The 23,461-nt window shown below is 63.9% G+C and carries 23 protein-coding genes and 2 tRNA genes; 21 read left to right on the plus strand and 4 right to left on the minus strand.

The window, feature by feature from the left end; all coding sequences use genetic code 11:
* Positions 1-82: 82 nt before the first annotated feature.
* The gene (locus tag D9X30_RS16905; RefSeq protein ID WP_153948345.1) at positions 83-1,762 is read right to left on the minus strand and encodes an electron transfer flavoprotein-ubiquinone oxidoreductase; all 1,680 of its coding nucleotides are present in this window, start codon (positions 1,760-1,762) and stop codon (positions 83-85) included.
* Positions 1,763-2,195: 433 nt separating this feature from the next.
* On the opposite strand from D9X30_RS16905, the gene D9X30_RS16910 reads away from it, so the two are divergent.
* The 5 genes from D9X30_RS16910 (at position 2,196) to D9X30_RS16930 (ending at position 6,461) form a co-directional block, all read left to right on the plus strand.
* Positions 2,196-2,981 (plus strand): SDR family oxidoreductase, encoded by a 786-nt coding sequence (locus tag D9X30_RS16910; RefSeq protein ID WP_153948346.1) that lies wholly within the window; start codon positions 2,196-2,198, stop codon positions 2,979-2,981.
* 109 nt (positions 2,982-3,090) lie between these two features.
* Positions 3,091-3,690, plus strand: coding sequence for a TRAP transporter small permease (locus D9X30_RS16915; protein WP_153948347.1), 600 nt, complete (start codon positions 3,091-3,093; stop codon positions 3,688-3,690).
* Positions 3,687-4,991 (plus strand): TRAP transporter large permease, encoded by a 1,305-nt coding sequence (locus D9X30_RS16920; protein WP_194946531.1) that lies wholly within the window; start codon positions 3,687-3,689, stop codon positions 4,989-4,991. The genes D9X30_RS16915 and D9X30_RS16920 overlap by 4 nt, the downstream gene beginning before the upstream one ends.
* Before the next feature lie 40 nt (positions 4,992-5,031).
* A complete protein-coding gene (locus D9X30_RS16925) occupies positions 5,032-6,060 on the plus strand; it encodes a DctP family TRAP transporter solute-binding subunit (protein WP_153948348.1) in 1,029 nt (342 codons plus the stop codon).
* Positions 6,060-6,461 (plus strand): acyl-CoA thioesterase, encoded by a 402-nt coding sequence (locus D9X30_RS16930; RefSeq protein WP_153948349.1) that lies wholly within the window; start codon positions 6,060-6,062, stop codon positions 6,459-6,461. The genes D9X30_RS16925 and D9X30_RS16930 overlap by 1 nt, the downstream gene beginning before the upstream one ends.
* Positions 6,462-6,604: 143 nt before the next feature.
* Here D9X30_RS16930 and D9X30_RS16935 read toward each other — a convergent pair whose 3' ends face one another.
* A complete protein-coding gene (locus tag D9X30_RS16935; protein WP_153948350.1) occupies positions 6,605-7,150 on the minus strand; it encodes a PAS and helix-turn-helix domain-containing protein in 546 nt (181 codons plus the stop codon).
* A 157-nt stretch (positions 7,151-7,307) separates the two neighbouring features.
* Here D9X30_RS16935 and D9X30_RS16940 point away from each other — a divergent pair, with 157 nt between their 5' ends.
* Both D9X30_RS16940 and D9X30_RS16945 read left to right on the plus strand, forming a co-directional pair.
* Positions 7,308-8,006 (plus strand): CoA transferase subunit A, encoded by a 699-nt coding sequence (locus D9X30_RS16940; protein WP_153948351.1) that lies wholly within the window; start codon positions 7,308-7,310, stop codon positions 8,004-8,006.
* A gap of 11 nt (positions 8,007-8,017) precedes the next feature.
* Positions 8,018-8,656, plus strand: a complete 639-nt coding sequence (locus tag D9X30_RS16945) for a CoA transferase subunit B (protein ID WP_153948352.1) — start codon at positions 8,018-8,020, stop codon at positions 8,654-8,656.
* A 130-nt stretch (positions 8,657-8,786) separates the two neighbouring features.
* On the opposite strand, the gene D9X30_RS16950 is transcribed toward D9X30_RS16945, so the two are convergent.
* Together D9X30_RS16950 and D9X30_RS16955 are read right to left on the minus strand one after the other, a co-directional pair.
* Entirely contained in the window at positions 8,787-9,269 is a 483-nt protein-coding gene (locus tag D9X30_RS16950; protein WP_153948353.1) for a DUF411 domain-containing protein, read from the minus strand.
* Between the two features lie 10 nt (positions 9,270-9,279).
* Positions 9,280-10,056 carry a 3-hydroxybutyrate dehydrogenase gene (locus D9X30_RS16955; RefSeq protein ID WP_153948354.1) on the minus strand — a complete coding sequence of 259 codons (777 nt, stop codon included), beginning with the start codon at positions 10,054-10,056 and terminating at the stop codon, positions 9,280-9,282.
* A gap of 180 nt (positions 10,057-10,236) precedes the next feature.
* Here D9X30_RS16955 and phaZc point away from each other — a divergent pair, with 180 nt between their 5' ends.
* The 14 genes from phaZc (at position 10,237) to D9X30_RS17025 (ending at position 23,445) form a co-directional block, all read left to right on the plus strand.
* Complete coding sequence (gene phaZc / locus D9X30_RS16960; protein WP_153948355.1) at positions 10,237-11,118, plus strand: 3-hydroxybutyrate-oligomer hydrolase PhaZc; 882 nt, start codon at positions 10,237-10,239, stop codon at positions 11,116-11,118.
* Between the two features lie 27 nt (positions 11,119-11,145).
* Positions 11,146-11,508, plus strand: a complete 363-nt coding sequence (locus tag D9X30_RS16965) for a RidA family protein (RefSeq protein WP_153948356.1) — start codon at positions 11,146-11,148, stop codon at positions 11,506-11,508.
* 15 nt (positions 11,509-11,523) lie between these two features.
* Positions 11,524-13,755 carry a RelA/SpoT family protein gene (locus D9X30_RS16970; RefSeq protein WP_153948357.1) on the plus strand — a complete coding sequence of 744 codons (2,232 nt, stop codon included), beginning with the start codon at positions 11,524-11,526 and terminating at the stop codon, positions 13,753-13,755.
* A gap of 21 nt (positions 13,756-13,776) precedes the next feature.
* Positions 13,777-13,853: transfer RNA gene (locus D9X30_RS16975), tRNA-Val, on the plus strand.
* 347 nt (positions 13,854-14,200) lie between these two features.
* Positions 14,201-16,108, plus strand: a complete 1,908-nt coding sequence (gene thrS, locus D9X30_RS16980) for a threonine--tRNA ligase (protein ID WP_153948460.1) — start codon at positions 14,201-14,203, stop codon at positions 16,106-16,108.
* A gap of 47 nt (positions 16,109-16,155) precedes the next feature.
* On the plus strand, positions 16,156-16,677 hold the full coding sequence (gene infC, locus D9X30_RS16985; protein WP_092595869.1) for a translation initiation factor IF-3: 522 nt from the start codon (positions 16,156-16,158) through the stop codon (positions 16,675-16,677).
* Positions 16,678-16,857: 180 nt separating this feature from the next.
* Positions 16,858-17,055: a 50S ribosomal protein L35 gene (gene rpmI, locus D9X30_RS16990; RefSeq protein WP_006575466.1), complete on the plus strand. Its 198-nt coding sequence runs from the start codon at positions 16,858-16,860 to the stop codon at positions 17,053-17,055.
* Between the two features lie 28 nt (positions 17,056-17,083).
* Positions 17,084-17,440 (plus strand): 50S ribosomal protein L20, encoded by a 357-nt coding sequence (gene rplT / locus D9X30_RS16995; protein WP_092595867.1) that lies wholly within the window; start codon positions 17,084-17,086, stop codon positions 17,438-17,440.
* A 255-nt stretch (positions 17,441-17,695) separates the two neighbouring features.
* Positions 17,696-18,721, plus strand: a complete 1,026-nt coding sequence (gene pheS / locus D9X30_RS17000) for a phenylalanine--tRNA ligase subunit alpha (protein ID WP_194946536.1) — start codon at positions 17,696-17,698, stop codon at positions 18,719-18,721.
* A 66-nt stretch (positions 18,722-18,787) separates the two neighbouring features.
* Entirely contained in the window at positions 18,788-21,235 is a 2,448-nt protein-coding gene (gene pheT / locus D9X30_RS17005) for a phenylalanine--tRNA ligase subunit beta (RefSeq protein ID WP_153948360.1), read from the plus strand.
* Positions 21,236-21,310: 75 nt separating this feature from the next.
* The gene (locus D9X30_RS17010) at positions 21,311-21,727 is read left to right on the plus strand and encodes an integration host factor subunit alpha (RefSeq protein WP_066738541.1); all 417 of its coding nucleotides are present in this window, start codon (positions 21,311-21,313) and stop codon (positions 21,725-21,727) included.
* A gap of 196 nt (positions 21,728-21,923) precedes the next feature.
* Entirely contained in the window at positions 21,924-22,361 is a 438-nt protein-coding gene (locus D9X30_RS17015) for a MerR family transcriptional regulator (RefSeq protein WP_153948361.1), read from the plus strand.
* 56 nt (positions 22,362-22,417) lie between these two features.
* Positions 22,418-22,494, plus strand: a tRNA-Pro gene (locus D9X30_RS17020).
* A gap of 144 nt (positions 22,495-22,638) precedes the next feature.
* On the plus strand, positions 22,639-23,445 hold the full coding sequence (locus tag D9X30_RS17025; protein WP_153948362.1) for a hypothetical protein: 807 nt from the start codon (positions 22,639-22,641) through the stop codon (positions 23,443-23,445).
* Positions 23,446-23,461 lie beyond the last annotated feature (16 nt).

The raw sequence follows: 23,461 nt of genomic DNA on the forward strand, positions 1-23,461 counted from the left end.
TGCCTGGTCTGCGTAAGCGCCAAAGCAAAACGCCGGCCACTGGCCGGCGTTCTCCGTGACTACGCGGGGGGCGCAGTGTGTCTTACATGCCAACGTAGTTCGGGCCGCCACCACCTTCCGGCGTGACCCACACGATGTTCTGCGTCGGGTCCTTGATGTCGCAGGTCTTGCAGTGCACGCAGTTCTGCGCGTTGATCTGCAGGCGTTCCTTGCCATCGTCGTTCTGCACGAATTCGTACACGCCGGCCGGGCAATAGCGCGACTCAGGGCCGGCAAACTTGTCCCAGTTGACGTTCACCGGCACGCTGGCGTCCTTGAGCGTCAGGTGAGCGGGCTGGTTTTCTTCGTGGTTGGTGTTGCTGATGAACACCGACGACAGGCGGTCGAACGTGAGCTTGCCGTCCGGCTTCGGGTACTCGATCTTCTGGCACTCGGCGGCCGGCTTCAGGTACACGTGGTCCGGCTTGGTGCGGTGGATGGTCCAGGGCGGGTTGCGGATGCCGAGCTTCGGCAGCAGCCACTGCTCGATGCCGGTCATCAGCGTGGCCGTGGTGCGGCCCTTCTTGAACCATTGCTTGAAGTTCTTGGCCTGCAGCAGTTCCTTGTGCAGCCAGCTTTGCTCGAAAGCCGCCGGATAGGCCGTCAGTTCGTCGTGCTGGCGGCCGGCTTGCAGCGCGTCATAGGCGGCTTCGGCGGCCATCATGCCGGTCTTGATCGCGGCGTGGCTGCCCTTGATGCGCGATGCATTCAGATAGCCGGCATCGCAGCCAACCAGCGCGCCGCCCGGGAACACGGTCTTGGGCAGCGACAGCAGGCCGCCGGCCGTAATGGCACGGGCGCCATAGCCGATGCGCTTGCCGCCTTCGAAATACTGGCGGATTTCCGGATGGGTCTTGAATCGCTGGAATTCCTCGAACGGCGACAGCCACGGGTTGGTGTAGTCCAGGCCCACCACGAAGCCGACGGCGACCTTGCCATCTTCCATGTGATAGAGGAACGAACCGCCGTAGGTGGCCGGATCGAGCGGCCAGCCGGCCGTGTGCACTACCAGGCCGGGCTTGTGCTTTGCCGGGTCGATTTCCCACAGCTCCTTCAGGCCGATGCCGTAGCTCTGCGGATCGCGGCCGGCGTCGAGCTGGTACTTCGCGATGAGCTGCTTGCCCAGGTGGCCACGCGCGCCTTCGGCGAAGATCGTGTACCTGGCATGCAGTTCCATGCCCAGCTGGAAGTTCTCGGTAGGCTCGCCTTCCTTGTTGATGCCCATGTTGCCGGTGGCCACGCCCTTGACCGAACCGTCGTCGTTGTAGAGCACCTCGGCTGCCGGGAAGCCCGGGAAGATCTCCACGCCCAGCGATTCGGCCTGCTGGCCCAGCCAGCGCACGAAGTTCGACAGGCTGACGATGTAGTTGCCTTCGTTGTGGAAGCACTCGGGCAGCAGCGGGGCAGCCTTGGAGCCGGATTCGTCCAGGAACAGGAACTTGTCTTCGGTGACGGGCTGGTTCAGCGGGGCGCCCAGTTCCTTCCAGTTCGGGATCAGCTCGTTCAGCGCGATCGGGTCCATGATGGCGCCCGACAGGATATGCGCGCCGGGCTCCGAGCCCTTTTCCAGTACGCACACATTGACGTCGCCGCCTTTTTCCGCGGCAAGCTGCTTCAGGCGGATGGCGGTGGCCAAGCCGGCGGGACCGCCGCCGACGATGACCACGTCATATTCCATGGCTTCGCGCGGGCCGAACTGCTCGACGAGCTGTTGCTGATCCATTGTCTCTTACCCTCAGTTTCTTCTGGGCGGCAATACTGCCGCATGGTGCAGCCCTCTCCAGGCGTGCGGATTGTGGGATGCGGTAATCGTGGCTCTGCGGAACCTGGGCCGTCCGGGGGTGCGAGGCGGGTTCGACGTATGGCGGCACGCGTCTGCCCGGTGCGGGCGCGGCGGGGCATGCGCGCTGACCTGGCTATCGGCGGGTGACCGGACCGGATCTAGGCGTTTTTCCTCTTTCCCTTTGGGGACCAAGTTCTTAGAATCTCCGGCATTGTCCGGGACTCGACACCCTCAGGCAAGACATTTTTTTGAACGACCGTTCTTTTTTTTGATAAGCTGCGGCCGTATATCGGCAGGTGCCTCGCGAGGCGCCCGCGATGCGGAACAGCGGGCCGTGCCGGGCCGGCGCGGCTGCTCCCACACCGAGGTAACTATGGGTTTGTCGATCAATCTGGAAGGCAAGGTCGCGCTGGTGACCGGGGCGTCGAGCGGACTGGGTACGCGGTTTTCGCATGTGCTGGCTGCCGCCGGTGCCAAGGTCATCCTGGCCTCGCGCCGCGTGGAGCGGCTCAAGGAATTGCGGGCAGCGATCGAGGCAGATGGCGGCAGCGCGCACGTGGTGCGGCTGGACGTGACCGACCCCGACAGCATCCGCGCCGCCGTGGCGCACGCCGAAACCGAGGCCGGCTCCATCGATATCCTGGTGAACAACTCGGGCGTGTCCACCACGCAGAAGCTCACCGACGTCACGGCCGACGACTTCGATTTCGTCTTCGATACCAACACGCGCGGCGCGTTCTTCGTGGCCCAGGAAGTGGCCAAGCGCATGATCGCGCGGGCCAAGGGCGCCGAGAAGACGGGCAATCCGCTGCCGCAGGCCCGCATTGTCAATATTGCGTCGGTGGCCGGTCTCAAGGTACTGTCGCAGATTGGTGTCTACTGCATGAGCAAGGCCGCCGTGGTCCACATGACCAAGGCCATGGCTCTGGAGTGGGCGCGTCACGGTATCAACGTGAACGCGATCTGCCCCGGCTATATCGACACCGAAATCAACCACCACCACTGGGATACCGACGCGGGGCAGAAGCTGATCCAGATGCTGCCGCGCAAGCGCCTGGGCCAACCCGAAGACCTCGATGGCCTCTTGCTGCTGCTGGCGTCCGATGCATCGCGCTTTATCAATGGCGCGGTGGTCACTGCCGACGATGGCATGGTCTGACCGCTGACCCTTTAGGGGGCGGGGGCGGGCCTAGAAGAATAAGCAACAGGAGAAACGTCTCGGACGGCCAGCTGGCCAGAGGCGGCCCGGAACCGGAGGCCGGGTTTTGATGGCTCAAGAAGAACAGGCACGGCGCGACGCCGGGCCGCAGCACGTCGTCGATTCGGTGATCGTTCCCGAAGCCGCCGACGAGGCGCGCGACAGCGAATTCCGCATTTCACCGCGTATCGAGGACTGGGTTGGCGTCATTGTGATGGTGTTGCTGGTGGCCATCACATTTGCCAACGTGGTGGTCCGCTATTTCACCGACGAATCGTTCGCGTGGACCGAGGAATTCTCGGTCTTCCTGATGATCGTGCTGGCGCTGGTGGCCGGCAGCGCCGCCGTGGCGCGCGACCGCAATATCCGTATCGAGTATTTCTTCGAGCGGGGCAGCGCGGCGCGCCAGAAGCGGCTGGCCGTCCTGTCGGCCGTGGCCGTGGCGGTGATGTTCCTGGCGCTGGCGGTGCTCGGCGCGCGGATTACCTGGGATGAATACGCGTTCGGCGAGACCTCGCCGGGCATCGGCGTGCCAAGCTGGTGGTATTCGATCTGGCTGCCCGTGCTGTCGGGCGCCATCGCGCTGCGCGCGCTGGCGCTGGCCCTGCGCAATGTGCGCGCGCTGAAGGCCCTGCATGCAGCGAACAAGGATGGAGGCCAGCCGCAATGACGCTGGTCGCCATCATTCTCTTCGTGGTGTTCATCGGCCTGATGCTGCTGGGCGTGCCGATCGGCGTGTCGCTGGGGCTGGGCGGCCTGGTGGCCATCGGCTTGTCGAACCTGGACACGCAGATGTTCGGCCTGCTGGCCGTGCCGCAGAACTTTTATGCCGGGCTGGCCAAGTATCCGCTGCTGGCGATTCCGATGTTCGTGCTGGTGGGGTCGATCTTCGACCGCTCCGGCGTGGCGCAGCGGCTGGTGACCTTTGCCATCGCCATCGTCGGGCGCGGGCCGGGCATGCTGCCGCTGGTGGCCATCCTGGTGGCGATGTTCCTGGGCGGGATTTCCGGCTCGGGCCCCGCCAATGCGGCGGCCGTGGGTGGCGTGATGATCGCGGCGATGTCGCGCGCCGGGTATCCGGGTTCGTACAGCGCGGCGGTGGTAGGCGCGGCGGCGGCCACAGACATCCTGATTCCGCCTTCGGTGGCCTTCATCATCTATAGCGTGCTGGTGCCGGGCGCGTCGGTGCCGGCGCTGTTCGCGGCCGGCATGGTCCCGGGCATCCTGGCCGGCGTGGCGCTGATCGTGCCGGCCGTGTGGCTGGCGCGCAAGCACAACATGGGGCATATCGAGGCTGCGCTGCCGCGCCCACCGTTCTGGAAGAGCCTGCGCGAGGCCGCGTGGGGGCTGGTGGCGCCGTTCCTGATCCTGGGTGGCATGCGCGCGGGCTGGTTCACGCCCACCGAGGCCGCCGTGGTGGCGGTGGTGTACGGTCTGTTCGTCGGCATGGTGATCTACCGCAGCATTGGCATGCGCGACCTGTTCACCATCTTCCAGGAGGCGGCCGAAACGTCGGCCGTGATCCTGCTGGTGGTGGCGCTGGCCGGCATCTTTGCCTACGCGCTGTCCACGCTGGGCGTGATCGACCCGCTGGCCAATGCCATTGCGCATTCGGGCCTGGGCGAATACGGCGTGCTGGCGCTGATCGTGCTGCTCCTGATGACGGTGGGCATGTTCCTGGACGGCATCTCGATCTTCCTGATCTTCGTGCCGCTGCTGCTGCCCATCGCCAATGCCTTCCACTGGAACCCGGTATGGTTTGGCGTGGTGCTGACGCTGAAAGTGGCGCTGGGCCAGTTCACGCCGCCGCTGGCCGTGAACCTGATGGTGTCGTGCCGTATCGCCCGCGTGCGCATGGAAGAAACCGTGCCCTGGGTGATCTGGATGCTGCTGGCGATGTTCATCGCCATGCTGATGGTGCTGGCTTATCCGCCGCTGGCCACCTGGCTGCCCGACTACCTGGGCTACTGATTTGAACGACAAGACGAAGATGAAACGAGGAGATTCCCGCATGAAACGCCGTGCCCTGATGCTGTCCGTTGCCGCCTCGATCGCCGCTGCTGCCTTTGCCGCGCCGGCCGCCATGGCCCAGACCTACAAGCCCGAATACAAGATGTCGCTGGTGCTGGGCCCCGCGTTCCCGTGGGGCAAGGGCGGCGAGATCTGGGCAGACCTGGTGCGCCAGCGCACCAGCGGCCGCATCAATATCAAGCTGTATCCGGGTACGTCGCTGGTGGCCGGCGACCAGACGCGCGAGTTTTCGGCCATCCGCCAGGGCGTGATCGACATGGCCGTGGGCTCGACCATCAACTGGTCGCCGCAGGTCAAGGAGCTGAACCTGTTCTCGCTGCCGTTCCTGATGCCCGACTACAAGGCGCTGGATTCGCTGACGCAGGGCGAAGTTGGCAAGTCGATCTTCGGCATGCTGGAAAAGGCAGGCGTGGTGCCGCTGGCCTGGGGCGAGAACGGCTTCCGCGAAGTGTCGAATTCGAAACACGAAATCCGCAAGCCCGAGGACCTCAAGGGCCTGAAGCTGCGCGTGGTCGGTTCGCCGCTGTACATCGAGACCTTCAATGCGCTGGGCGCCAACCCGACGCAGATGAGCTGGGCCGATGCGCAGCCGGCCATGGCCTCCGGCGCGGTGGACGGCCAGGAGAACCCGCAGAGCGTGTTCGCCGCCGCCAAGCTCTATACGGTCGGCCAGAAGTACGTGACGACCTGGGGCTACGTCGCCGATCCGCTGATCTTCGTCGTCAACAAGCAGATCTGGGAAAGCTGGACCCCGGCTGACCGCGAGATCGTCAAGCAGGCCGCCATCGACGCCGGCAAGCAGGAAATCGCGCTGGCCCGCAAGGGTCTGGTGGAGCCGGGCGCGCCGGCCTGGAAGGACATGGAGCAGCACGGCGTGAAGGTGGTCTCGCTGACCCCGGCCGAGCACGACGCGTTCAAGAAGGCCACGGCCAAGGTCTACGACAAGTGGAAGAAGCAGATTGGCGCCGACCTGGTGACCAAGGCCGAAGCGTCGATCGCCAAGCGTTGATGAAGCACGTCTTCACCTGCGTGATGCCGATCCGGTGGGGTGACATGGACGCCATGGGCCATGTCAACAACACCGTCTACTTCCGCTACCTGGAGCAGGCGCGAATCGAGTGGTTCGCGTCGATCGGCCGCAATGGCCGGGACGGCAACGGCCACGGGCCCGTGCTGATCAACGCCCACATGACGTTCCTGAAGCAGCTGCGTTACCCCGGCGCTATCGAATGCCGGGTGTACGCGGGCCAGCTGGGACGGTCGAGCTTCGAGACGAAGATCGAGATCCGCCGGACCGACCTGCCTGATGTGGTCTGGGCGGAAGGCGGCGCCAAGGTGGTGTGGTGCGACTACGCGGCGGAGAAGAGCGTGCCGGTGCCGGAGGAAATTCGGCGTTTGATCGAGGCGTAGGCCTTTAGCCCGCACTCGGCAGGTCCCCTCTCCCGTGAAACGGGAGAGGGCGGAGGGAGAGGGTAAAGAGGTTCTGCTTGCCGATCTGTGGCCGCTTGCACCGCCGGGCCCTCTGGCCCTGTGCGGGCAAGGGCAGCGAGCCGTCAATGATTCACCAGCCGCTGCACCAGATCGACGGCGGTATGCGCGCCATACTTCTTCATCAGTCGCGCCCGGTAGATATCGACGGTGCGCGGGCTGATGGCCAGCAGCTTGCCGATCTGCTTGCTGGTCTTGCCTTCCACCAGCTGCGCGGCGATGTCGCGTTCCCGGGCGGTCAGCTCGGCCGTGACCGGCCGCTTCTGCGACAGGTCCTCGAATGTCCAGATGCCGGCGCCGAGCGGATCGTTGCGGTCCAGTGCGCGGCCCGTGACATGGCACCAGAACAGCTCGCCGCTGGCGCGCTTCATGATCCGTTCGTCGGAATACAGCCCCTTGGTGTTCATGACCGGCACGATGCGCGCGCCGGTGCGCTCGAACTCGTCGGCGGTGGGGTAGAGCACCTGGAACGACTGCCCCATCAGGGCTTCGCGCGTGGTGCCGAAGATCCGGCAGACCTCGCTGTTGCAATCCTCGATCATCCGGGCGCGCGAGAGCACCAGGCCGACCGGAGCCAGCTGGAATGCGGTCTGGTAGTCGATGGCCGGCATTATCCCTTATGTACTTTTACGTAATGGCGTTCGCGGCATCCGTTGACGTATCCTTTGTGGCGTCAACGGCGGCGCCTGACCGCCGATTGTACCGTTACAATTTCCGCGTGTGGCCAACCGGCCGCGCAAGAGCGGGACTACCGAGGAAGGAGCGAACATGAACAAGGTCTACGCCAGCGCCGCCGAGGCGCTCGCGGGCGTCGTACGCGACGGCCAGACGATCGCCGTGGGCGGTTTCGGTCTGTGCGGCATCCCCGAGGCACTGATCGCCGCACTGCGAGACAGCGGCGTCAAGCAGCTCACCTGCATCTCGAACAACGCCGGCGTGGACGGGTTCGGCCTGGGTCAGCTGCTGGCCACCCGTCAGATCAAGAAGATGATCTCGTCGTACGTCGGCGAGAACAAGGAGTTCGAGCGCCAGTACCTGGCCGGCGAACTCGAGCTCGAATTCACGCCGCAGGGCACGCTGGCCGAAAAGCTGCGTGCCGGTGGCTCGGGCATTCCGGCATTCTTTACCAAGACCGGCGTGGGCACGATCGTCGCGGAAGGCAAGGAAACCCGCGAATTCAACGGCGATACCTACGTGATGGAGCAGTCGCTGGTGTCCGACGTGGCCATCGTCAAGGCCCAGAAGGCCGACAAGGCTGGCAACCTGGTGTTCCGCCGTACCGCGCGCAACTTCAACCCGGTGTGCGCCATGTCCGGCAAGATCACGATCGCCGAAGTGGAAGAGATCGTCGACACCGGCGATATCGACCCGGATGATGTTCACCTGCCGGGCATTTTTGTGCACCGCATCGTGCTGAACACCAGCCCCGAAAAACGCATCGAACAGCGCACCGTGCGTGCCAAGTAAGGAGATAGATCATGGCATGGACACGTGATGAAATGGCCGCACGCGCGGCCGCCGAGCTGCAGGACGGCTTCTATGTCAACCTGGGCATCGGCCTGCCGACCCTGGTGGCCAACCATGTGCCGCAAGGCATGGAAGTGTGGCTGCAGTCCGAAAACGGTCTGCTGGGCATCGGCCCGTTCCCGACCGAGGACGAAGTGGATGCCGACATGATCAACGCCGGCAAGCAGACCGTCACCACGCTGCCGGGCTCGTCGATCTTTTCGTCGGCCGATTCGTTCGCGATGATCCGCGGCGGCAAGATCAACCTGGCCATCCTTGGTGCGATGCAGGTCAGCCAGCGCGGCGACCTGGCCAACTGGATGATCCCGGGCAAGATGGTCAAGGGCATGGGCGGCGCCATGGACCTGGTGGCCGGCGTGGGCCGCGTGGTGGTGCTGATGGAGCATACGGCCAAGAAGAAGGACGGCACCGAGGACGTCAAGATCCTCAAGGAATGCAACCTGCCGCTGACCGGCCTGGGCGTGGTGAACCGCATCATCACCGACCTGGCCGTGATCGACGTGACGCCGCAAGGCCTGAAGCTCGTGGAAACGGCGCCGGGTGTGTCGCGCGAGGAAGTCCAGGCGAAGACGGAAGCCGAACTGATCTGAGCGCCGCAGCCTCAAGCACGCAGCCTCGAACAAAAACCCCCGCCGGCGCGAGCTGGCGGGGGTTTTTGCTTTGGACGGAACCGAGATGCCGACTCATCGCCGGCTCATCGTCGGCTCAGGCGCCCATGGCTCAGGTCTTCGGCTTGTTGTAGCTGGAAAAGACCGAAGCTGCGCCATCGGATTTCACCAGCAGCACGTCGAACGGCTCCTTGCGCGGACCGTACTCCATGCCCGGCGAGCCCACCGGCATGCCCGGGACGGCCAGCCCGGCGGCTTTCGGCCTGGCTGCCAGCAGCTTCTTGATATCGGCGGCAGGGACGTGGCCCTCGACGCCGTAGCCCTGGATGACACCGGTGTGACACGAGCCGAATCGCTCGGGAATGCCGTATTTCTGGCGATACACGCCAGTATCGTCCACATCGTGCGTGGCTACGGTGAAGCCGTTGTCGCGCAGGTGCTTGGCCCAGTCCTCGCAACAGCCGCAGGTCGGGCTCTTGTAGACGTCGATCGCCAGCGCCTTCGGCGCCTGGGCCACCGCCATCAGCGGCGACAGCAGCAGGGCGCCTGCGCCAAGGGTGCGCAGGGCATGGCGTCGCGATTGACTACGCTGCATCGCTGCCTCCTTATTGCGCCACCCAGCCGCCATCCATGTTCCAGATCGCGCCACGCACCTGCCTGGCCGCTTCGCTGGACAGGAACACGGCCAGCGCGCCCAGTTCCTCGGGCGTGACGAACTGGCCCGACGGCTGTTTTTCGAGCACCAGCTCGCGCTTGGCCTGTTCCACCGGGATGCCTTCCTTCTGCGCGCGGGCTTCCACCTGTTTCTGCACCAGCGGGGTCAGCACCCAGCCCGGACAGATTGCATTGGCCGTGACGCCGGTCTGCGCGGTTTCCAGCGCGGTCACCTTGGTGAAGCCGACAATGCCGTGCTTGGCTGCCACGTAGGCCGACTTCTCGGCCGAGGCCACCAGGCCGTGGGTGGACGCCACGTTGATGACGCGGCCCCAGTTTTTGGCCTTCATCGACGGCAGGGCGAGACGGGTGGTATGAAAGGCGGAGGTCAGGTTGATGGCGATGATCGCATCCCACTTGTCGACCGGGAATTCCTCGATCTTGGCCACGAACTGGATGCCAGCGTTGTTGACCAGGATGTCCACGCCGCCGAAGTCTTTCTCGGCGTAGCGCATCATGTCCTCGATCTCGGCGGACTTGCTCATGTCCGCGCCGTGGTAGCCCACCTGGATACCGCTGCCGGCACGGGCGATTTCCGCCTTTGCGCCGTCGGCATCACCAAATCCGTTGACAATGATGTTCGCGCCCTGCGCGGCCAGAGCCTGCGCGATGCCGAGTCCGATACCGCTGGTCGAGCCCGTGACCAGTGCCGTCTTGCCTTTGAGCATGTAAGCCTCCGTCGGGAGTGTCAGGATGTGCTGTGGCATTGTACTCGCAGGGCGTACAATCCGGCTTTGGCCTGGCGCCGTATTTCGTCGCGTCCTGCCCGGTGTTTCATCGTGGGCAAGAAATTCCGAAAAAACTCGCACGCCGCAGGGGATGCGGTGGCACCAGCAGGGGAGTCCCAGATGTCTTCCAGTCCGCGCCTCGGGTTCGTTCAGTGCATCAGCCCGGCGGGCCTGCATCGCATGGCCTATCACGAATGGGGCGATCCCCTGAATCCGCGCGTGCTGATGTGCGTGCACGGCCTGACGCGCACCGGCCGCGACTTCGACGCGCTGGCGCGGGCGATGTCCGACGAGTATCGCGTCGTGTGCCCGGACGTGGTGGGCCGCGGACGCTCGGAATGGCTGGCCGACCCGCATCACTACGTGGTGCCGCAGTATGTGTCGGACATGGTCACGCTGATCGCCCGGCTCAACGTCGAACAGGTGGACTGGTTCGGCACGTCGATGGGCGGGCTGATCGGCATGGGCCTGGCTGGCCTGCCGAAGTCGCCGGTGCGCAAGCTGCTGCTCAACGATGTGGGGCCGCGCGTCACCGCGCAGGCGCTGGAGCGCATTGGCGCCTATCTGGGCCTGCCGGTGCGGTTCAAGACCTTCGAGGAAGGGCTGGCGTACCTGCAGACGATCAGTACATCGTTCGGCCGGCATACGCCCGAGCAATGGCGCGAGCTGAACGGCGCCATCCTCAAGCCAGTGCAGGGCGCCGAGGGGCTGGAGTGGGGGCTGCACTACGATCCCGCGCTGGCCGTGCCGTTCAAGGAGACGCCCCCGGAGGCGGTGCAGGCCGGCGAGCAGGTGCTGTGGCACATGTTCGAGGCGGCGCCGGGGCCGACGCTGATCGTGCGCGGCGCCCAGTCCGACCTGCTGCTGCGCGAGACGGTGGCGGAGATGGTGGCGCGCGGCAAGCAGGTATCGTCCGTCGAAATCCCCGATGTGGGGCACGCGCCCACGTTTATCGATCCGGCCCAGATTGCCATTGCCCGGGAATTCTTCCTGGGTACGTAACGAATTTTTTGCTGAGAAGAATCTGATATGAGCACCAACCCCCTGAAGCGCGCCCACGTGGGCAAGCGTCTGTCCGAATACGCGGTCTACAACGGCGTGGTCTACCTGGCCGGCCAGGTGCCCGAGGTCGACCCCAAGGCCGACCTGCGCGGCCAGACCCGCGAGGTGCTCGGTCATATCGACCGCCTGCTGGCCGAGGCCGGCAGCGACAAGACGCGCATCCTGATGTGCCAGATCTTTCTGACCGACGTCACCCGCATTGGCGAGATGAACGAGGTGTGGGACGAATGGGTGCCCCAGGGCAACACGCCCCCGCGTGCAACCGTGGAAGCCAGGCTGGCCAATCCCGACTATCTGATCGAAGTGGTGGTGACGGCCGCCCTCAATTGATGCAGGCGTTGTGACATGGTGACGTCAACGGAGCTGACGGGCCAGACCGCAGGCATTCCGGATGCCGGGCTCGTCGAACGCGCCCTGGCCTTTGTGCGCGACGTGGCAGACGGCGATAACCCCGTGCTGTTGCCGACCGGCGAGAGCGTGCTGTCGCACGCCGAAGGGATGCTGCGCATCCTCGACGGCCTGCGGGTGGACGATGCCGCGCGCGCGGCGGCCTGCCTGTTCGCGGCGGCGGCCTTCGTGCCCGACGCCGAGGCCCAGATCGAACCCAGATTTGGCGAGGAGGTGGTGCGCCTGGTGAAGGGGGTGCGCCAGCTGCTGCGTATCGGCGCCATCGCGGTGACCCAGGCCGACGTGTCGGAGGCGTCGAAATCGCAGGTGGCCGCGCGCCACGAGCAGGTCGAGGCGTTGCGCAAGATGCTGCTGGCGTTTGCGCAGGATATCCGCGTGGTGCTGGTGCGGCTGGCGTCGCGCCTGCAGACCCTGCGCTGGCTGGCGCAGACCAAGACTCCGCCGCTGTCCGGCGTGGCCCGCGAAACGCTGGACATCTATGCGCCGCTGGCCAACCGGCTGGGCATCTGGCAGGTGAAGTGGGAGCTCGAAGACCTGGCGTTCCGCTTCGAGCAGCCCGATACCTACAAGCGCATTGCGAAGCTGCTGGACGAGAAGCGCATCGAGCGCGAAGGCTATATCGCGCAGGCCATCGCGCGCCTGCAGTCGGAACTGGCTTCGGCCGGCATCCGCGCGGAGGTGACGGGCCGGCCGAAGCACATCTACAGCATCTGGAAGAAGATGCGCGGCAAGGAACTCGATTTTGCCGATCTGTACGATGTGCGCGCCTTCCGCGTGATCGTCGACGACATCAAGGACTGCTACACCGTCCTGGGAATCGTCCACCATATCTGGCAGCCGATTCCACGCGAATTCGACGACTATATCTCGCGGCCGAAAGCCAACGGCTACAAGTCGCTGCATACCGTGGTGATCGGCGACGACGGGCGCGCGTTCGAAGTGCAGATCCGCACGCAGGAGATGCACCACTTTGCCGAATACGGCGTGGCCGCGCACTGGCGCTACAAGGAGGCCGGCGGCAAGGGCTACAGCGGCCAGTTTGCGGCCGACAATACCTACGACGAGAAGATTGCCTGGCTGCGGCAGCTGCTGGCCTGGAAGGACGAGGCCGACCACACCGTCGCGCACGAGGATTCGCCGTGGGAGCAGCTCAAGCATGCCGCCATCGACGACCATATCTATGTGCTGACGCCGCAGGCGCGCGTGGTGGCACTGCCCCAGGGCGCGACGCCGGTGGACTTTGCCTATTACCTGCACAGCGATCTGGGCCATCGGTGCCGCGGGGCGCGCGTGGACGGATCGATGGTGCCGCTGAACACGCCGCTCAAGAACGGGCAGACCGTGGAGATCGTGGCGGTCAAGCAGGGCGGCCCGTCGCGCGACTGGCTGAACCCCGAGCTTGGCTACCTGGCGAGCAATCGCGCGCGGTCGAAGGTGCGAGCCTGGTTCAACGCGCTCGATTCGCAGGAAACGCTGGCGCAGGGCCGGGCGCTGATCGAAAAGACGCTGCAGCGCGAGGGCAAGACGGCCGTCAACCTGGACGACCTGGCCACCCGGCTCAACTTCAAATCGACCGACGATCTCTACGCGGCCGTGGCCAAGGAGGAGTTCAGCCTGCGGCATGTGGAGCATGCGCTACGTCACCCGGAGGGCGAGGCGCAGCCGCAGTTCAACGAGGAAGAGGCCGTCACCAAGAAGAGCCGCGCCACCAGCGTGGCGCGCGGCGCCAAGAGCGGCGTACTGGTGGTAGGCGTGGATTCGCTGATGACTCAGATGTCGCGTTGCTGCAAGCCGGCGCCGCCTGACGAGATCGTCGGGTTTGTCACGCGCGGCCGCGGGGTGTCGATCCATCGTCGCAACTGCAGCACGTTCCTGCAACTGTCGGCGCGGGCGCCGGAGCGCGTGATCCAGACGGAATGGGGCAAGCGCAGCGACGCGGTGTATCCGGTGGATATCCAGGTGGAAGCGGTGGATCGCCAGGGCCTGCTGCGCGATATCTCCGAAGTGCTGTCACGGGAGAAAATCAACGTGACCGGCGTCAAGACGCTGTCGAGCAAGGGCGTGGCGCGCATGCAGTTTACGGCGGAAGTGTCCGAGGCCACGCAGTTGCAACGGGCGCTGCAACTGATCGAGGAAGTGCAGGGGGTGTTGCACGCCAGGCGAAAATAAGGTTATACTCTGCGCTTCGCTAGGCTCGTAGCTCAGCTGGTTAGAGCACCACCTTGACATGGTGGGGGTCGTTGGTTCGAGTCCAATCGAGCCTACCAACGAACATGCAGTACAACGCCGGAAGCGCACCATGAACATGACAACTCGAACTACTACCGCTGGTTAGCGACAGTAGTCGAGGTGCGCCTTCGACCCGTGCAGGATGCGGGGAAACACAGAAAAACGCGGCCTTGGCCGCGTTTTTTTTCGTCTGTCGTTTGCCAGCGTACTGCTAAGCTGCCGCGTCGCCCGAAGTTGGGCGCGGGTCAGTCCGAGAGATTTCCGTTGCCGGTGTTGTCCGATGCGCGCGTGCGCCGCATCTGGCGGCCCGGCGCCACAAAAGTTGCTTTGTCCGCCCGCCTGGTGCCCAGACGCCGGCGCGGCGGCATCCACAAGAGGTGCAATGATGATCGCAATCACGCTGCCGGACGGTTCCCGTCGCGAGTACCCCGGCCCCGTCACGGTGGCTGAAGTGGCGCAGAGCATCGGCTCGGGCCTGGCCAAGGCTGCGCTTGCCGGCAAGGTCGATGGTCGCATGGTCGATACGAGCTTCACGATCGACCGCGATGCCTCGCTGGCCATCGTCACGGACAAGGACGCCGACGGCGTCGACGTGATCCGCCATTCGACGGCCCACTTGCTGGCCTACGCCGTCAAGGAACTGTTCCCCGATGCGCAGGTGACGATCGGTCCGGTCATCGAGAACGGCTTCTACTACGACTTTTCCTACAAGCGTCCTTTCACGCCCGAGGATCTGGCCGCCATCGAGAAGAAGATGACGGAGCTGGCCCGCAAGGACGAGAAAGTCACGCGCGAAGTGTGGAACCGCGACGAGGCGGTGGCGCTGTTCGATTCGATGGGCGAGAAGTACAAGGCAGAGATCATCGCGTCCATTCCGGCTGACCAGGAAATCGGCCTGTATCGCGAAGGCAACTTCGTCGATCTGTGCCGTGGGCCGCACGTGCCGTCGACGGGCAAGCTCAAGGTCTTCAAGCTGATGAAGGTGGCCGGCGCCTATTGGCGCGGTGACTCGAACAACGAGATGCTCCAGCGCATCTACGGCACGGCCTGGGCCAGGAAGGAAGACCAGGAAGCGTACCTGACGATGCTGGAGGAAGCCGAGAAGCGCGACCACCGCCGGCTGGGCAAGACGCTGGACCTGTTCCACCTGCAAGAGGAAGCGCCGGGCATGGTGTTCTGGCATCCGAAGGGCTGGAGCGTCTGGCAGGCCGTCGAGCAGTACATGCGCGGCCGCCTGACGGAAGCCGGCTACCAGGAAGTCCGGACGCCGCAAGTGATGGATCGTTCTCTTTGGGAGAAGTCGGGCCACTGGGAGAACTACAAGGAAAACATGTTCGTCACGGAATCGGAAAAGCGCGACTACGCGATCAAGCCGATGAACTGCCCGGGACATGTCCAGATCTTCAACCACGGCCTGCGCTCGTACCGCGACCTGCCGCTGCGTTTTGCCGAATTCGGCTCGTGCCACCGCAATGAGCCGTCGGGTGCGCTCCATGGCCTGATGCGCGTGCGGGGTTTCGTGCAGGATGATGCACATATCTTCTGCACGGAAGAGCAGATCGTCGAGGAAGCGAAGGCTTTCAACGAGCTCGCATTCTCGGTGTATGACGATTTCGGCTTCAAGGACGTCAAGGTCAAGCTGTCGCTGCGCCCGGAAAAGCGCGCCGGCTCGGATGCCGTCTGGGATCACGCCGAAGATGGCCTGCGCCTGGCGCTGCGCGCCTGCGGCGTGGAGTGGGAGGAGCTGCCGGGTGAGGGCGCCTTCTATGGCCCGAAGGTGGAATACCACATCAAGGACGCGATCGGCCGTTCGTGGCAGTGCGGTACGCTGCAGCTCGATCTCGTGCTGCCGGAACGCCTGGGTGCCGAATACGTGGCGGATGACAACGGCCGGAAGCGTCCGGTCATGCTGCATCGCGCCATCCTGGGTTCGTTCGAGCGATTCCTGGGCATCCTGCTGGAAAACCATGCGGGTGCGCTGCCCGCCTGGCTGGCTCCGGAGCAGGTGGTCGTCATGAATATCGCCGAATCGCAGTCGGAATATGCCGAAAACGTCGTGCAACTCTTGCAAAAACAAGGGTTTAGGGCCAAGGCGGATTTGCGTAACGAGAAAATTACGTATAAAATCCGCGAGCACTCGCTCCAGAAGATTCCCTACCTGCTAGTGGTGGGCGACAAGGAGCGGGACGCCAATCAAGTGGCCGTGCGTGCCCGTGGCAATGTGGATCTGGGTGTCATGCCCGTTTCCGCGTTTGTGGAACGTCTTCAGAACGACGTTGCCAGCAAAGCCTGAGGGTGTGAAGCACGGCTTGTTTTTTTGTCTTCTTGAGGTAACGGAACATCGCTACAGACAAAGGTCACCGTATCAACCGGGAAATCAGCGCGCCTGAGCTGCGCCTGGTAGGGGTTGATAACGAGCAGCTCGGCATCGTCAAGTTCATGGACGCTCTGCGCATGGCCGAGGACAAGGACTTGGATCTGGTGGAGATCGCGCCTAACGCGGCTCCTCCCGTAGCCCGCATCATGGACTACGGCAAGTTCAAGTACGAGGAAGCCAAGCGCGCCCATGAGGCCAAGCTCAAGCAGAAGATCATCCAGGTCAAGGAAGTGAAATTCCGTCCTGGCACGGATGATGGCGACTACAACGTAAAGCTGCGCAACCTGCGACGCTTCCTGGAGGATGGGGATAAGACCAAGATCACGCTGCGTTTCCGCGGTCGTGAGATGGCCCACCAGGAAATTGGCGCGCGCATGCTCGAGCGTCTGAAGGCTGACCTGGAAGAACTGGGTCAGGTCGAGCAGATGCCGAAGATGGAAGGTCGCCAGATGGTGATGGTGCTGGCTCCCAAGAAGAAGAAGTAATTCCTGTGTGGGGCGGCGGCCGGGATGCCGGGGGTATCCCGGCGTCGCCCTGCGCGGAAATCGTGCGTGGTGTACGGGGTTTGCGCCCCGGTGCCGCGTACAAAAACAAGTGGATGCGGGTTTTGCAAGTGATGGCGCCAGTCATCCACCTGCATGCATGTCATAGAGCTGGAGTTATTCATGCCTAAGATGAAGACCAAGAAAAGCGCCTCCAAGCGCTTTACGGCGCGCCCGAACGGTTCGTTCAAGCGCGGCCAGGCCTTCAAGCGTCACATCCTGACGAAGAAGACCACCAAGAACAAGCGTCAACTGCGCGGCACCCAGGACGTCCATGAGACGAACCTGAAGTCCGTTCGCGCGATGATGCCTTACGCATAACCCCAACCGATAACGAAAGGAGTATTACATGCCTCGAGTAAAGCGTGGGGTCACTGCACGGGCCCGTCACAAGAAGGTTATCGACGCTGCCAAGGGTTACCGCGGCCGTCGCAATAATGTCTACCGTATCGCCAAGCAGGCGGTCATGCGTGCTGGCCAGTACGCATACCGCGATCGTCGCAACAAGAAGCGCGTGTTCCGCGCGCTGTGGATTGCACGTATCAATGCCGCGACGCGTGAGCATGGCATGACCTACAGCGTGTTCATGAACGGCCTGAAGAAGGCTTCGATTGAACTGGACCGCAAGGTGCTGTCGGACATGGCCATCCATGACAAGCCTGCCTTTGCCGCCATCGTCAACCAGGTGAAAGCCTCCGTTGCCTGATGGCCGTTCGGGAAGCGCGTAACGCGCTTCCGGGCAAGCACCGACCGCAAGGTCTGCTGAAACGGGGCTCCTCACCGAGCCCCGTTTTCATTTCGAATGCCATGCCGGACCGGGGCTTTCCCGGGCCGAGGCGGCATCCGAAATGACAATGCATCGCCGCGTGCGACCTACCGTGTATCGCGTATCGCGCCCGGCGGCAGTGCCTATCCTTCCTATGCACCATCCACGTACCGTCCACGTATAGCCGTCATGTCCCTGGATCTGGATCAAATCGTCGCCGACGCACAGGCCGCCTTCGCCGCCGCCAACGACAACGCCACGCTGGAAAACGAGAAGGCCCGCTTCCTGGGCAAGACCGGCGCGCTGACCGAACTGCTCAAGGGCCTCGGCAAGCTGGACCCGGAAGCCCGCAAGACCGAGGGCGCCCGTATCAACCAGGTCAAGCAGCAGGTGGAGGGTGCGCTGCAGGCGCGCCGCCAGGCGCTGGCCGATGCGCTGATGAACGCACGCCTGGCCGCAGAGGCCATCGATGTGACGCTGCCGGGCCGCGCCGTGGCGCGCGGCAGCGTGCACCCGGTGATGCGTACGTGGGAGCGTGTCGAGCAGATCTTCGGTTCGATCGGCTTCGATGTGGCCGACGGCCCCGAGATCGAAACCGACTGGATGAACTTCACCGCGCTGAACAACCCGGACAACCATCCGGCACGGTCGATGCAGGACACGTTCTATGTGGACGGCCGCGACAGCGACGACAAGCTCCTGCTGCTGCGTACCCATACGAGCCCGATGCAGGTGCGCTACGCCCGCATGCACGTGCAGAAGTACGCCGGCAAGCCGATGCCGCCGATCAAGGTGATCTGCCCGGGCCGCACCTATCGCGTGGACAGCGACGCCACGCACTCGCCGATGTTCAACCAGGTGGAAGGCCTGTGGATTGGCGAGGATGTCAGCTTTGCCGACCTGAAGGGTGTCTACACCGATTTCCTGCGCAAGTTCTTCGAACGCGACGATATCCAGGTGCGCTTCCGCCCCTCGTACTTCCCGTTTACCGAGCCGTCGGCCGAAATCGACATGGCCTTCGGCAATGGCAAGTGGCTGGAAATTTCCGGCTCCGGCCAGGTTCACCCGAACGTGCTGCGGAACATGGGCCTGGACCCCGAGCGTTATATCGGCTTCGCGTTCGGCTCCGGCCTGGAGCGCCTGACGATGCTGCGCTACGGCATCAACGACCTGCGCCTGTTCTTCGAGGGCGACGTGCGCTTCCTGCGCCAGTTCGCCTGATCGTCGCAGGCCGCTGCCCGCATATCGTCAAAGACATCACAGAATACCTACCGGATCAGAAGCGCCATGCAATTCTCGGAATCCTGGCTTCGCACATTCGCCAATCCTGAAAAGATCTCGACCGACGCGCTGTCGCACAGCCTGACGATGGCCGGCCTCGAAGTGGAAGAGGTTGGCCCGGTTGCGCCGCCGTTCAACAAGATCGTGGTGGCCAGCGTGCTGGCGACCGAACGTCATCCCAATGCCGACCGCCTGAACGTTTGCCAGGTGGACGCCGGCACCGGCGAGACGCTGCAGATCGTTTGCGGCGCGCCCAACGTGAAGCCGGGTATCAAGGTGCCGTGCGCGCTGGTGGGCGCCGTGCTGCCGCCGGCCGAAGAGGGCGGCAAGCCGTTCGAGATCAAGGTGGGCAAGCTCCGGGGCGTGGACAGCTTCGGCATGCTGTGCTCGGCCCGCGAACTGAAGCTGTCGGAAGACCACGGCGGCCTGCTGGTGCTGCCGGACGACGCGCCGGTGGGCCAGGACATCCGCCAGTACCTGGACCTGGACGACCAGGTCTTCACGATCAAGCTGACGCCAAACAAGGCGGACTGCCTGTCGATCCACGGCGTGGCGCGCGAGGTGTCGGCCCTGACCGGTGCCGTGCTGACGCTGCCCGAGATGTCGCCGGTGGCCGTGACGCTGCAGGACAAGCTGCCGGTCAGGATCTCGGCGCCCGACCTGTGCGGCCGTTTCTCGGGCCGCATCATCCGCGGCGTGAACGCCCGCGCGGCCACGCCGGCCTGGATGGTGCAGCGCCTGGAGCGTTCGGGCCAGCGCAGCATCTCGGCACTGGTCGATATCTCCAATTACGTGATGCTCGAACTGGGCCGTCCGTCGCACGTGTTCGACCTGGACAAGATCCACGGCGGGCTGGACGTGCGCTGGGGCCGCAAGGGCGAACAGCTCAAGCTGCTGAACGGCAATACCGTCGAGGTGGACGAGCAGGTTGGCGTGATTTCCGACGACAAGGAAATCGAAAGCCTGGCGGGCATCATGGGCGGCGACAGCACTGCCGTGTCGCTGGACACCACGAACATCTATCTGGAAGCCGCGTTCTGGTGGCCCAATGCCATCCAGGGCCGCGCGCGCCGCTACAACTTCTCGACCGATGCCGCCCATCGGTTCGAGCGTGGCGTGGACTACGCCACCACGGTCGAGCACATCGAACGCATCAGCGCGCTGATTCTTGAGATCTGCGGCGGCCAGGCCGGCCCCGTGGACGACCAGATCGTCAACCTGCCGCAGCGCAAGCCGGTGGCCCTGCGCGTGGCGCGCGCCGAGCGCGTGTTGGGTATCGAACTGTCGTCGGCCGAGATTGCCGATGTGTTCCAGCGCCTGAAACTGCCGTTCACGCGTTCGCAGGGCGCGGATGGCGAGGTGTTCGAGGTTACGCCGCCGAGCTATCGCTTCGACATCGAGATCGAGGAAGACCTGATCGAGGAAGTGGCACGGATCTACGGCTTCGAGCGTATCGTGGCCCGTCCGCCGATCGCCGAGAGCGAAATGCGCCCGACCAACGAAGGCCGCCGCTCGCAGCACGTGGTGCGCCACGCGCTGGCCGCGCGCGACTTCAACGAAGTGATCAACTTCGCCTTCGTGGAAGAGCAGTGGGAGCGCGACTTTGCCGCCAATGACAACCCGATTCGCCTGCTGAACCCGATCGCGAGCCAACTGGCCGTGATGCGTTCGACGCTGATCGGTGGCCTGGTCGACAAGGTGCGCTACAACCTCAACCGCAAGGCGGCGCGCGTGCGCCTGTTCGAGGTGGGCCGCGTGTTCCATCGCGACCCCAGCGTGGCCGATGGCGGCCTGACCGTGGCCGGCTACCGCCAGCCGATGATGGCAGCGGGCATCGCGTACGGCCCGGCATTCGAGGAGCAATGGGGTGTGGCAACGCGCCCGGTGGACTTCTTCGACATCAAGGGTGACGTGGAGGCGCTGTTCCATCCGCGCACGCCGCGCTTCGAGCCGGTGGCGCATCCCGCGCTGCACCCGGGCCGCGCCGCGCGCGTGATCGTCGATGGCAAGTCCGTGGGCGTGGTGGGTGAAATTCACCCGCGCTGGCTGCAGGAGTATGAGCTGACCAACGCGCCGGCGGTGTTCGAGCTGGAACTTGACGCGCTGCGCGACGTGGGCCTGCCGGTCTACACGGAAATCTCCAAGTTCCCGGCCGCCGTGCGTGACCTGGCCGTGGTGGTCAAGCAGCAGGTGCGCGTGCAGGACATGATCGATGCCATGCGCGCGGCGCTGGACAAGGCCGGCTCGGGCCACTTTGTCCAGAGCCTGGTTCTGTTTGACGAGTTCCGTCCCAAGGCGGCGTCGGCGTCAATTGGCGCCGACGAGAAAAGTCTTGCCTTCCGGGTAACGTTGCAAGATACTGGGGCGACCCTCCAGGACGAGACAGTCGACAGCGCGGTGCGTTGCATGGTCGATGCGCTGACAGCGGGCTTTGATGCCCGCCTGCGCGGCTGAGCCACCATCGCAGTTGGAGCGCCCGGGCACAGCTCCCGGGCGGATCGCCAGACAGATGCAAGAGAGCGATCAAGGATGAACGATCGAGACGCGATTTCCATGAATGCTGCAGACCTGGGTGAGGCAAGCGACCGGCATGCTGCCTCCTTCGACGATGCATCGCCGGAAGCCCGCGCTACCGAGGTGCCTACCCTGACCAAGGCCGAACTCGCAGAAATGCTATTCGACCAGGTTGGCCTGAACAAGCGCGAATCGAAGGATATGGTCGAGGCTTTCTTCGACGTGATTCGCGAAGCCTTGGAGAAGGGCGACAGCGTGAAGCTGTCCGGCTTCGGCAACTTCCAGTTGCGCGACAAGGCGCAACGTCCCGGCCGCAATCCCAAGACGGGCGAGATCATTCCGATCACCGCGCGCCGTGTGGTGACGTTCCACGCCAGCCAGAAGCTCAAGAGCCTGGTCGAGGAACGCGCCGACGTGGCGCTTCCGGGCTGACGACGTGGCAGCACTGACGCCCCGCGCGTCAGTTGCCTGCCGAACGATGATCGTCGCGGCGCACAGACACCTGTATCAATTTGCCACATCGGTTGGATTGCCCGGGGCGGTGGCTATCTGTATCCTGCAATGCCGCGCGCGCGTCGCGCCAACCGCGTCTGGCCCCCGAGGGGGCTGACATCAGCTTCTCCATCGCATGACGGAAAAATCCAGCGAGCGCGTCTCGCTGCCGCCGATTCCCGCAAAACGCTATTTCACGATTGGTGAAGTCAGCGAGCTTTGCGCCGTCAAGCCGCACGTCCTGCGTTACTGGGAGCAGGAGTTCACGCAGCTCAAGCCCGTGAAGCGCCGCGGCAATCGCCGCTACTACCAGCACCATGAAGTCCTGCTGATCCGGCGGATTCGCGAACTGCTCTACGAGCAAGGCTTCACGATCAACGGTGCGCGCAATCGGCTGGACGAAGGGCGTCATCATGGCGTCGGAGCAGCCGTGCCGGACGAAGCCGTCGCGGCGCAGCCCGACGCGGCAGTGCAACCGCCGGTGCTGTCGGTCGACCTGAACACGCTGCGCGGCGACCTGGTGGAAGTCCAGCATCTGCTGGCGCAACTGAAGCAAATCGCGAAGCCCGAATAAATTCACTGCAAACCACTAGCCATTACGGTCGGCTCTGATATAATCTCGTTCTTCTTCGGGGCGTAGCGCAGCCTGGTAGCGTACCTGCATGGGGTGCAGGTGGTCGGAGGTTCAAATCCTCTCGCCCCGACCAGAATAAAGCCCGCACAATCAACAGGTTGTGCGGGCTTCGTCTTTTTTGATTCCCGCCTTTCGATGCCGAATATTGGACGGTGTCCAATATGATGTCCCGTGCAGCCTATGATCGAATCCCAAATTGGTCACGTTTGAGGGTGTGATGAAAGCGGAATTGCTTCGGCCAGTCGACCTTAAACTAACGCGCGCTGCCGTTCAATTGGCTGTTCTCGCCGATTCTATGCAACGGTGGGCCGCCGGCAGCCAGTTAGCGCACAAGGGTGAGCTTCTGGATGGCCGATTGGGCTTTCGCATAACCATAGCGGAGTGGGAGGTTACGCCTCCGATCGAAGAGTGGGGCCTGCTCGTAGGCGAATTGGTGCACAACCTTAGAACTAGCCTCGACAACCTCGCCTACGCACTTGCCTGTGTGCGACAGAATCCACCGGCGCGACCATGGGAACTTGCGTATCCAATTTTCGGCGATCAGGCTGACTTTGATCGCAGAGGGCGGCGTGGACTTAACCTGTTGCCGGACGCAGCAGCTCAGTTGATCGAGCATATTCAGCCTTTTCAGCGCGAAGTGTGGCCCTGGGATGTACCAGAATTCCATCCCCTGATGATGCTGCAGCGGCTGAGCAACAGTGACAAACACCGACTTCCCAAAATTGCTGTGGTAGTGCCACAGGAAATGAAGCCCCGTTGCACTTTGGAGTTTCACTCAGACGAGGAAGCGCGCGCGCAGGATATTGAGGGTGGCACTACCATTTGGGGCGGACCGATCGAACCTGGCGTGGTGCTGTTTGAGCTTCGGACTACAGCACCGATCAAAAAAGTGGATTTTCAGTTTGAAGGGAAATTCGCTGTTTCGTTGGAAGAGGAACACCGTGCTCCCGCCCCGGAGGTATTGGGCAACATACTGAGCCATATCCACGAGGTGGTGGGCTTGTTCAGGCATCATTTCGCGTAGACCACAACAGTAATTG

The organism is Cupriavidus sp. U2 (assembly GCF_009663685.2).
Taxonomy (GTDB): Bacteria; Pseudomonadota; Gammaproteobacteria; order Burkholderiales; family Burkholderiaceae; genus Cupriavidus; species Cupriavidus necator_C.

Bases quoted from the DNA above. Each gene is read 5' to 3' on its own strand.
- D9X30_RS16905 (WP_153948345.1), bottom strand. From the start codon at position 1,762: ATGGATCAGCAACAGCTCGTCGAGCAGTTCGGCCCGCGCGAAGCCATG.
- D9X30_RS16910 (WP_153948346.1), top strand. From the start codon at position 2,196: ATGGGTTTGTCGATCAATCTGGAAGGCAAGGTCGCGCTGGTGACCGGG.
- D9X30_RS16915 (WP_153948347.1), top strand. From the start codon at position 3,091: ATGGCTCAAGAAGAACAGGCACGGCGCGACGCCGGGCCGCAGCACGTC.
- D9X30_RS16920 (WP_194946531.1), top strand. From the start codon at position 3,687: ATGACGCTGGTCGCCATCATTCTCTTCGTGGTGTTCATCGGCCTGATG.
- D9X30_RS16925 (WP_153948348.1), top strand. From the start codon at position 5,032: ATGAAACGCCGTGCCCTGATGCTGTCCGTTGCCGCCTCGATCGCCGCT.
- D9X30_RS16930 (WP_153948349.1), top strand. From the start codon at position 6,060: ATGAAGCACGTCTTCACCTGCGTGATGCCGATCCGGTGGGGTGACATG.
- D9X30_RS16935 (WP_153948350.1), bottom strand. From the start codon at position 7,150: ATGCCGGCCATCGACTACCAGACCGCATTCCAGCTGGCTCCGGTCGGC.
- D9X30_RS16940 (WP_153948351.1), top strand. From the start codon at position 7,308: ATGAACAAGGTCTACGCCAGCGCCGCCGAGGCGCTCGCGGGCGTCGTA.
- D9X30_RS16945 (WP_153948352.1), top strand. From the start codon at position 8,018: ATGGCATGGACACGTGATGAAATGGCCGCACGCGCGGCCGCCGAGCTG.
- D9X30_RS16950 (WP_153948353.1), bottom strand. From the start codon at position 9,269: ATGCAGCGTAGTCAATCGCGACGCCATGCCCTGCGCACCCTTGGCGCA.
- D9X30_RS16955 (WP_153948354.1), bottom strand. From the start codon at position 10,056: ATGCTCAAAGGCAAGACGGCACTGGTCACGGGCTCGACCAGCGGTATC.
- phaZc (WP_153948355.1), top strand. From the start codon at position 10,237: ATGTCTTCCAGTCCGCGCCTCGGGTTCGTTCAGTGCATCAGCCCGGCG.
- D9X30_RS16965 (WP_153948356.1), top strand. From the start codon at position 11,146: ATGAGCACCAACCCCCTGAAGCGCGCCCACGTGGGCAAGCGTCTGTCC.
- D9X30_RS16970 (WP_153948357.1), top strand. From the start codon at position 11,524: ATGGTGACGTCAACGGAGCTGACGGGCCAGACCGCAGGCATTCCGGAT.
- thrS (WP_153948460.1), top strand. From the start codon at position 14,201: ATGATCGCAATCACGCTGCCGGACGGTTCCCGTCGCGAGTACCCCGGC.
- rpmI (WP_006575466.1), top strand. From the start codon at position 16,858: ATGCCTAAGATGAAGACCAAGAAAAGCGCCTCCAAGCGCTTTACGGCG.
- rplT (WP_092595867.1), top strand. From the start codon at position 17,084: ATGCCTCGAGTAAAGCGTGGGGTCACTGCACGGGCCCGTCACAAGAAG.
- pheT (WP_153948360.1), top strand. From the start codon at position 18,788: ATGCAATTCTCGGAATCCTGGCTTCGCACATTCGCCAATCCTGAAAAG.
- D9X30_RS17010 (WP_066738541.1), top strand. From the start codon at position 21,311: ATGAACGATCGAGACGCGATTTCCATGAATGCTGCAGACCTGGGTGAG.
- D9X30_RS17015 (WP_153948361.1), top strand. From the start codon at position 21,924: ATGACGGAAAAATCCAGCGAGCGCGTCTCGCTGCCGCCGATTCCCGCA.
- D9X30_RS17025 (WP_153948362.1), top strand. From the start codon at position 22,639: ATGAAAGCGGAATTGCTTCGGCCAGTCGACCTTAAACTAACGCGCGCT.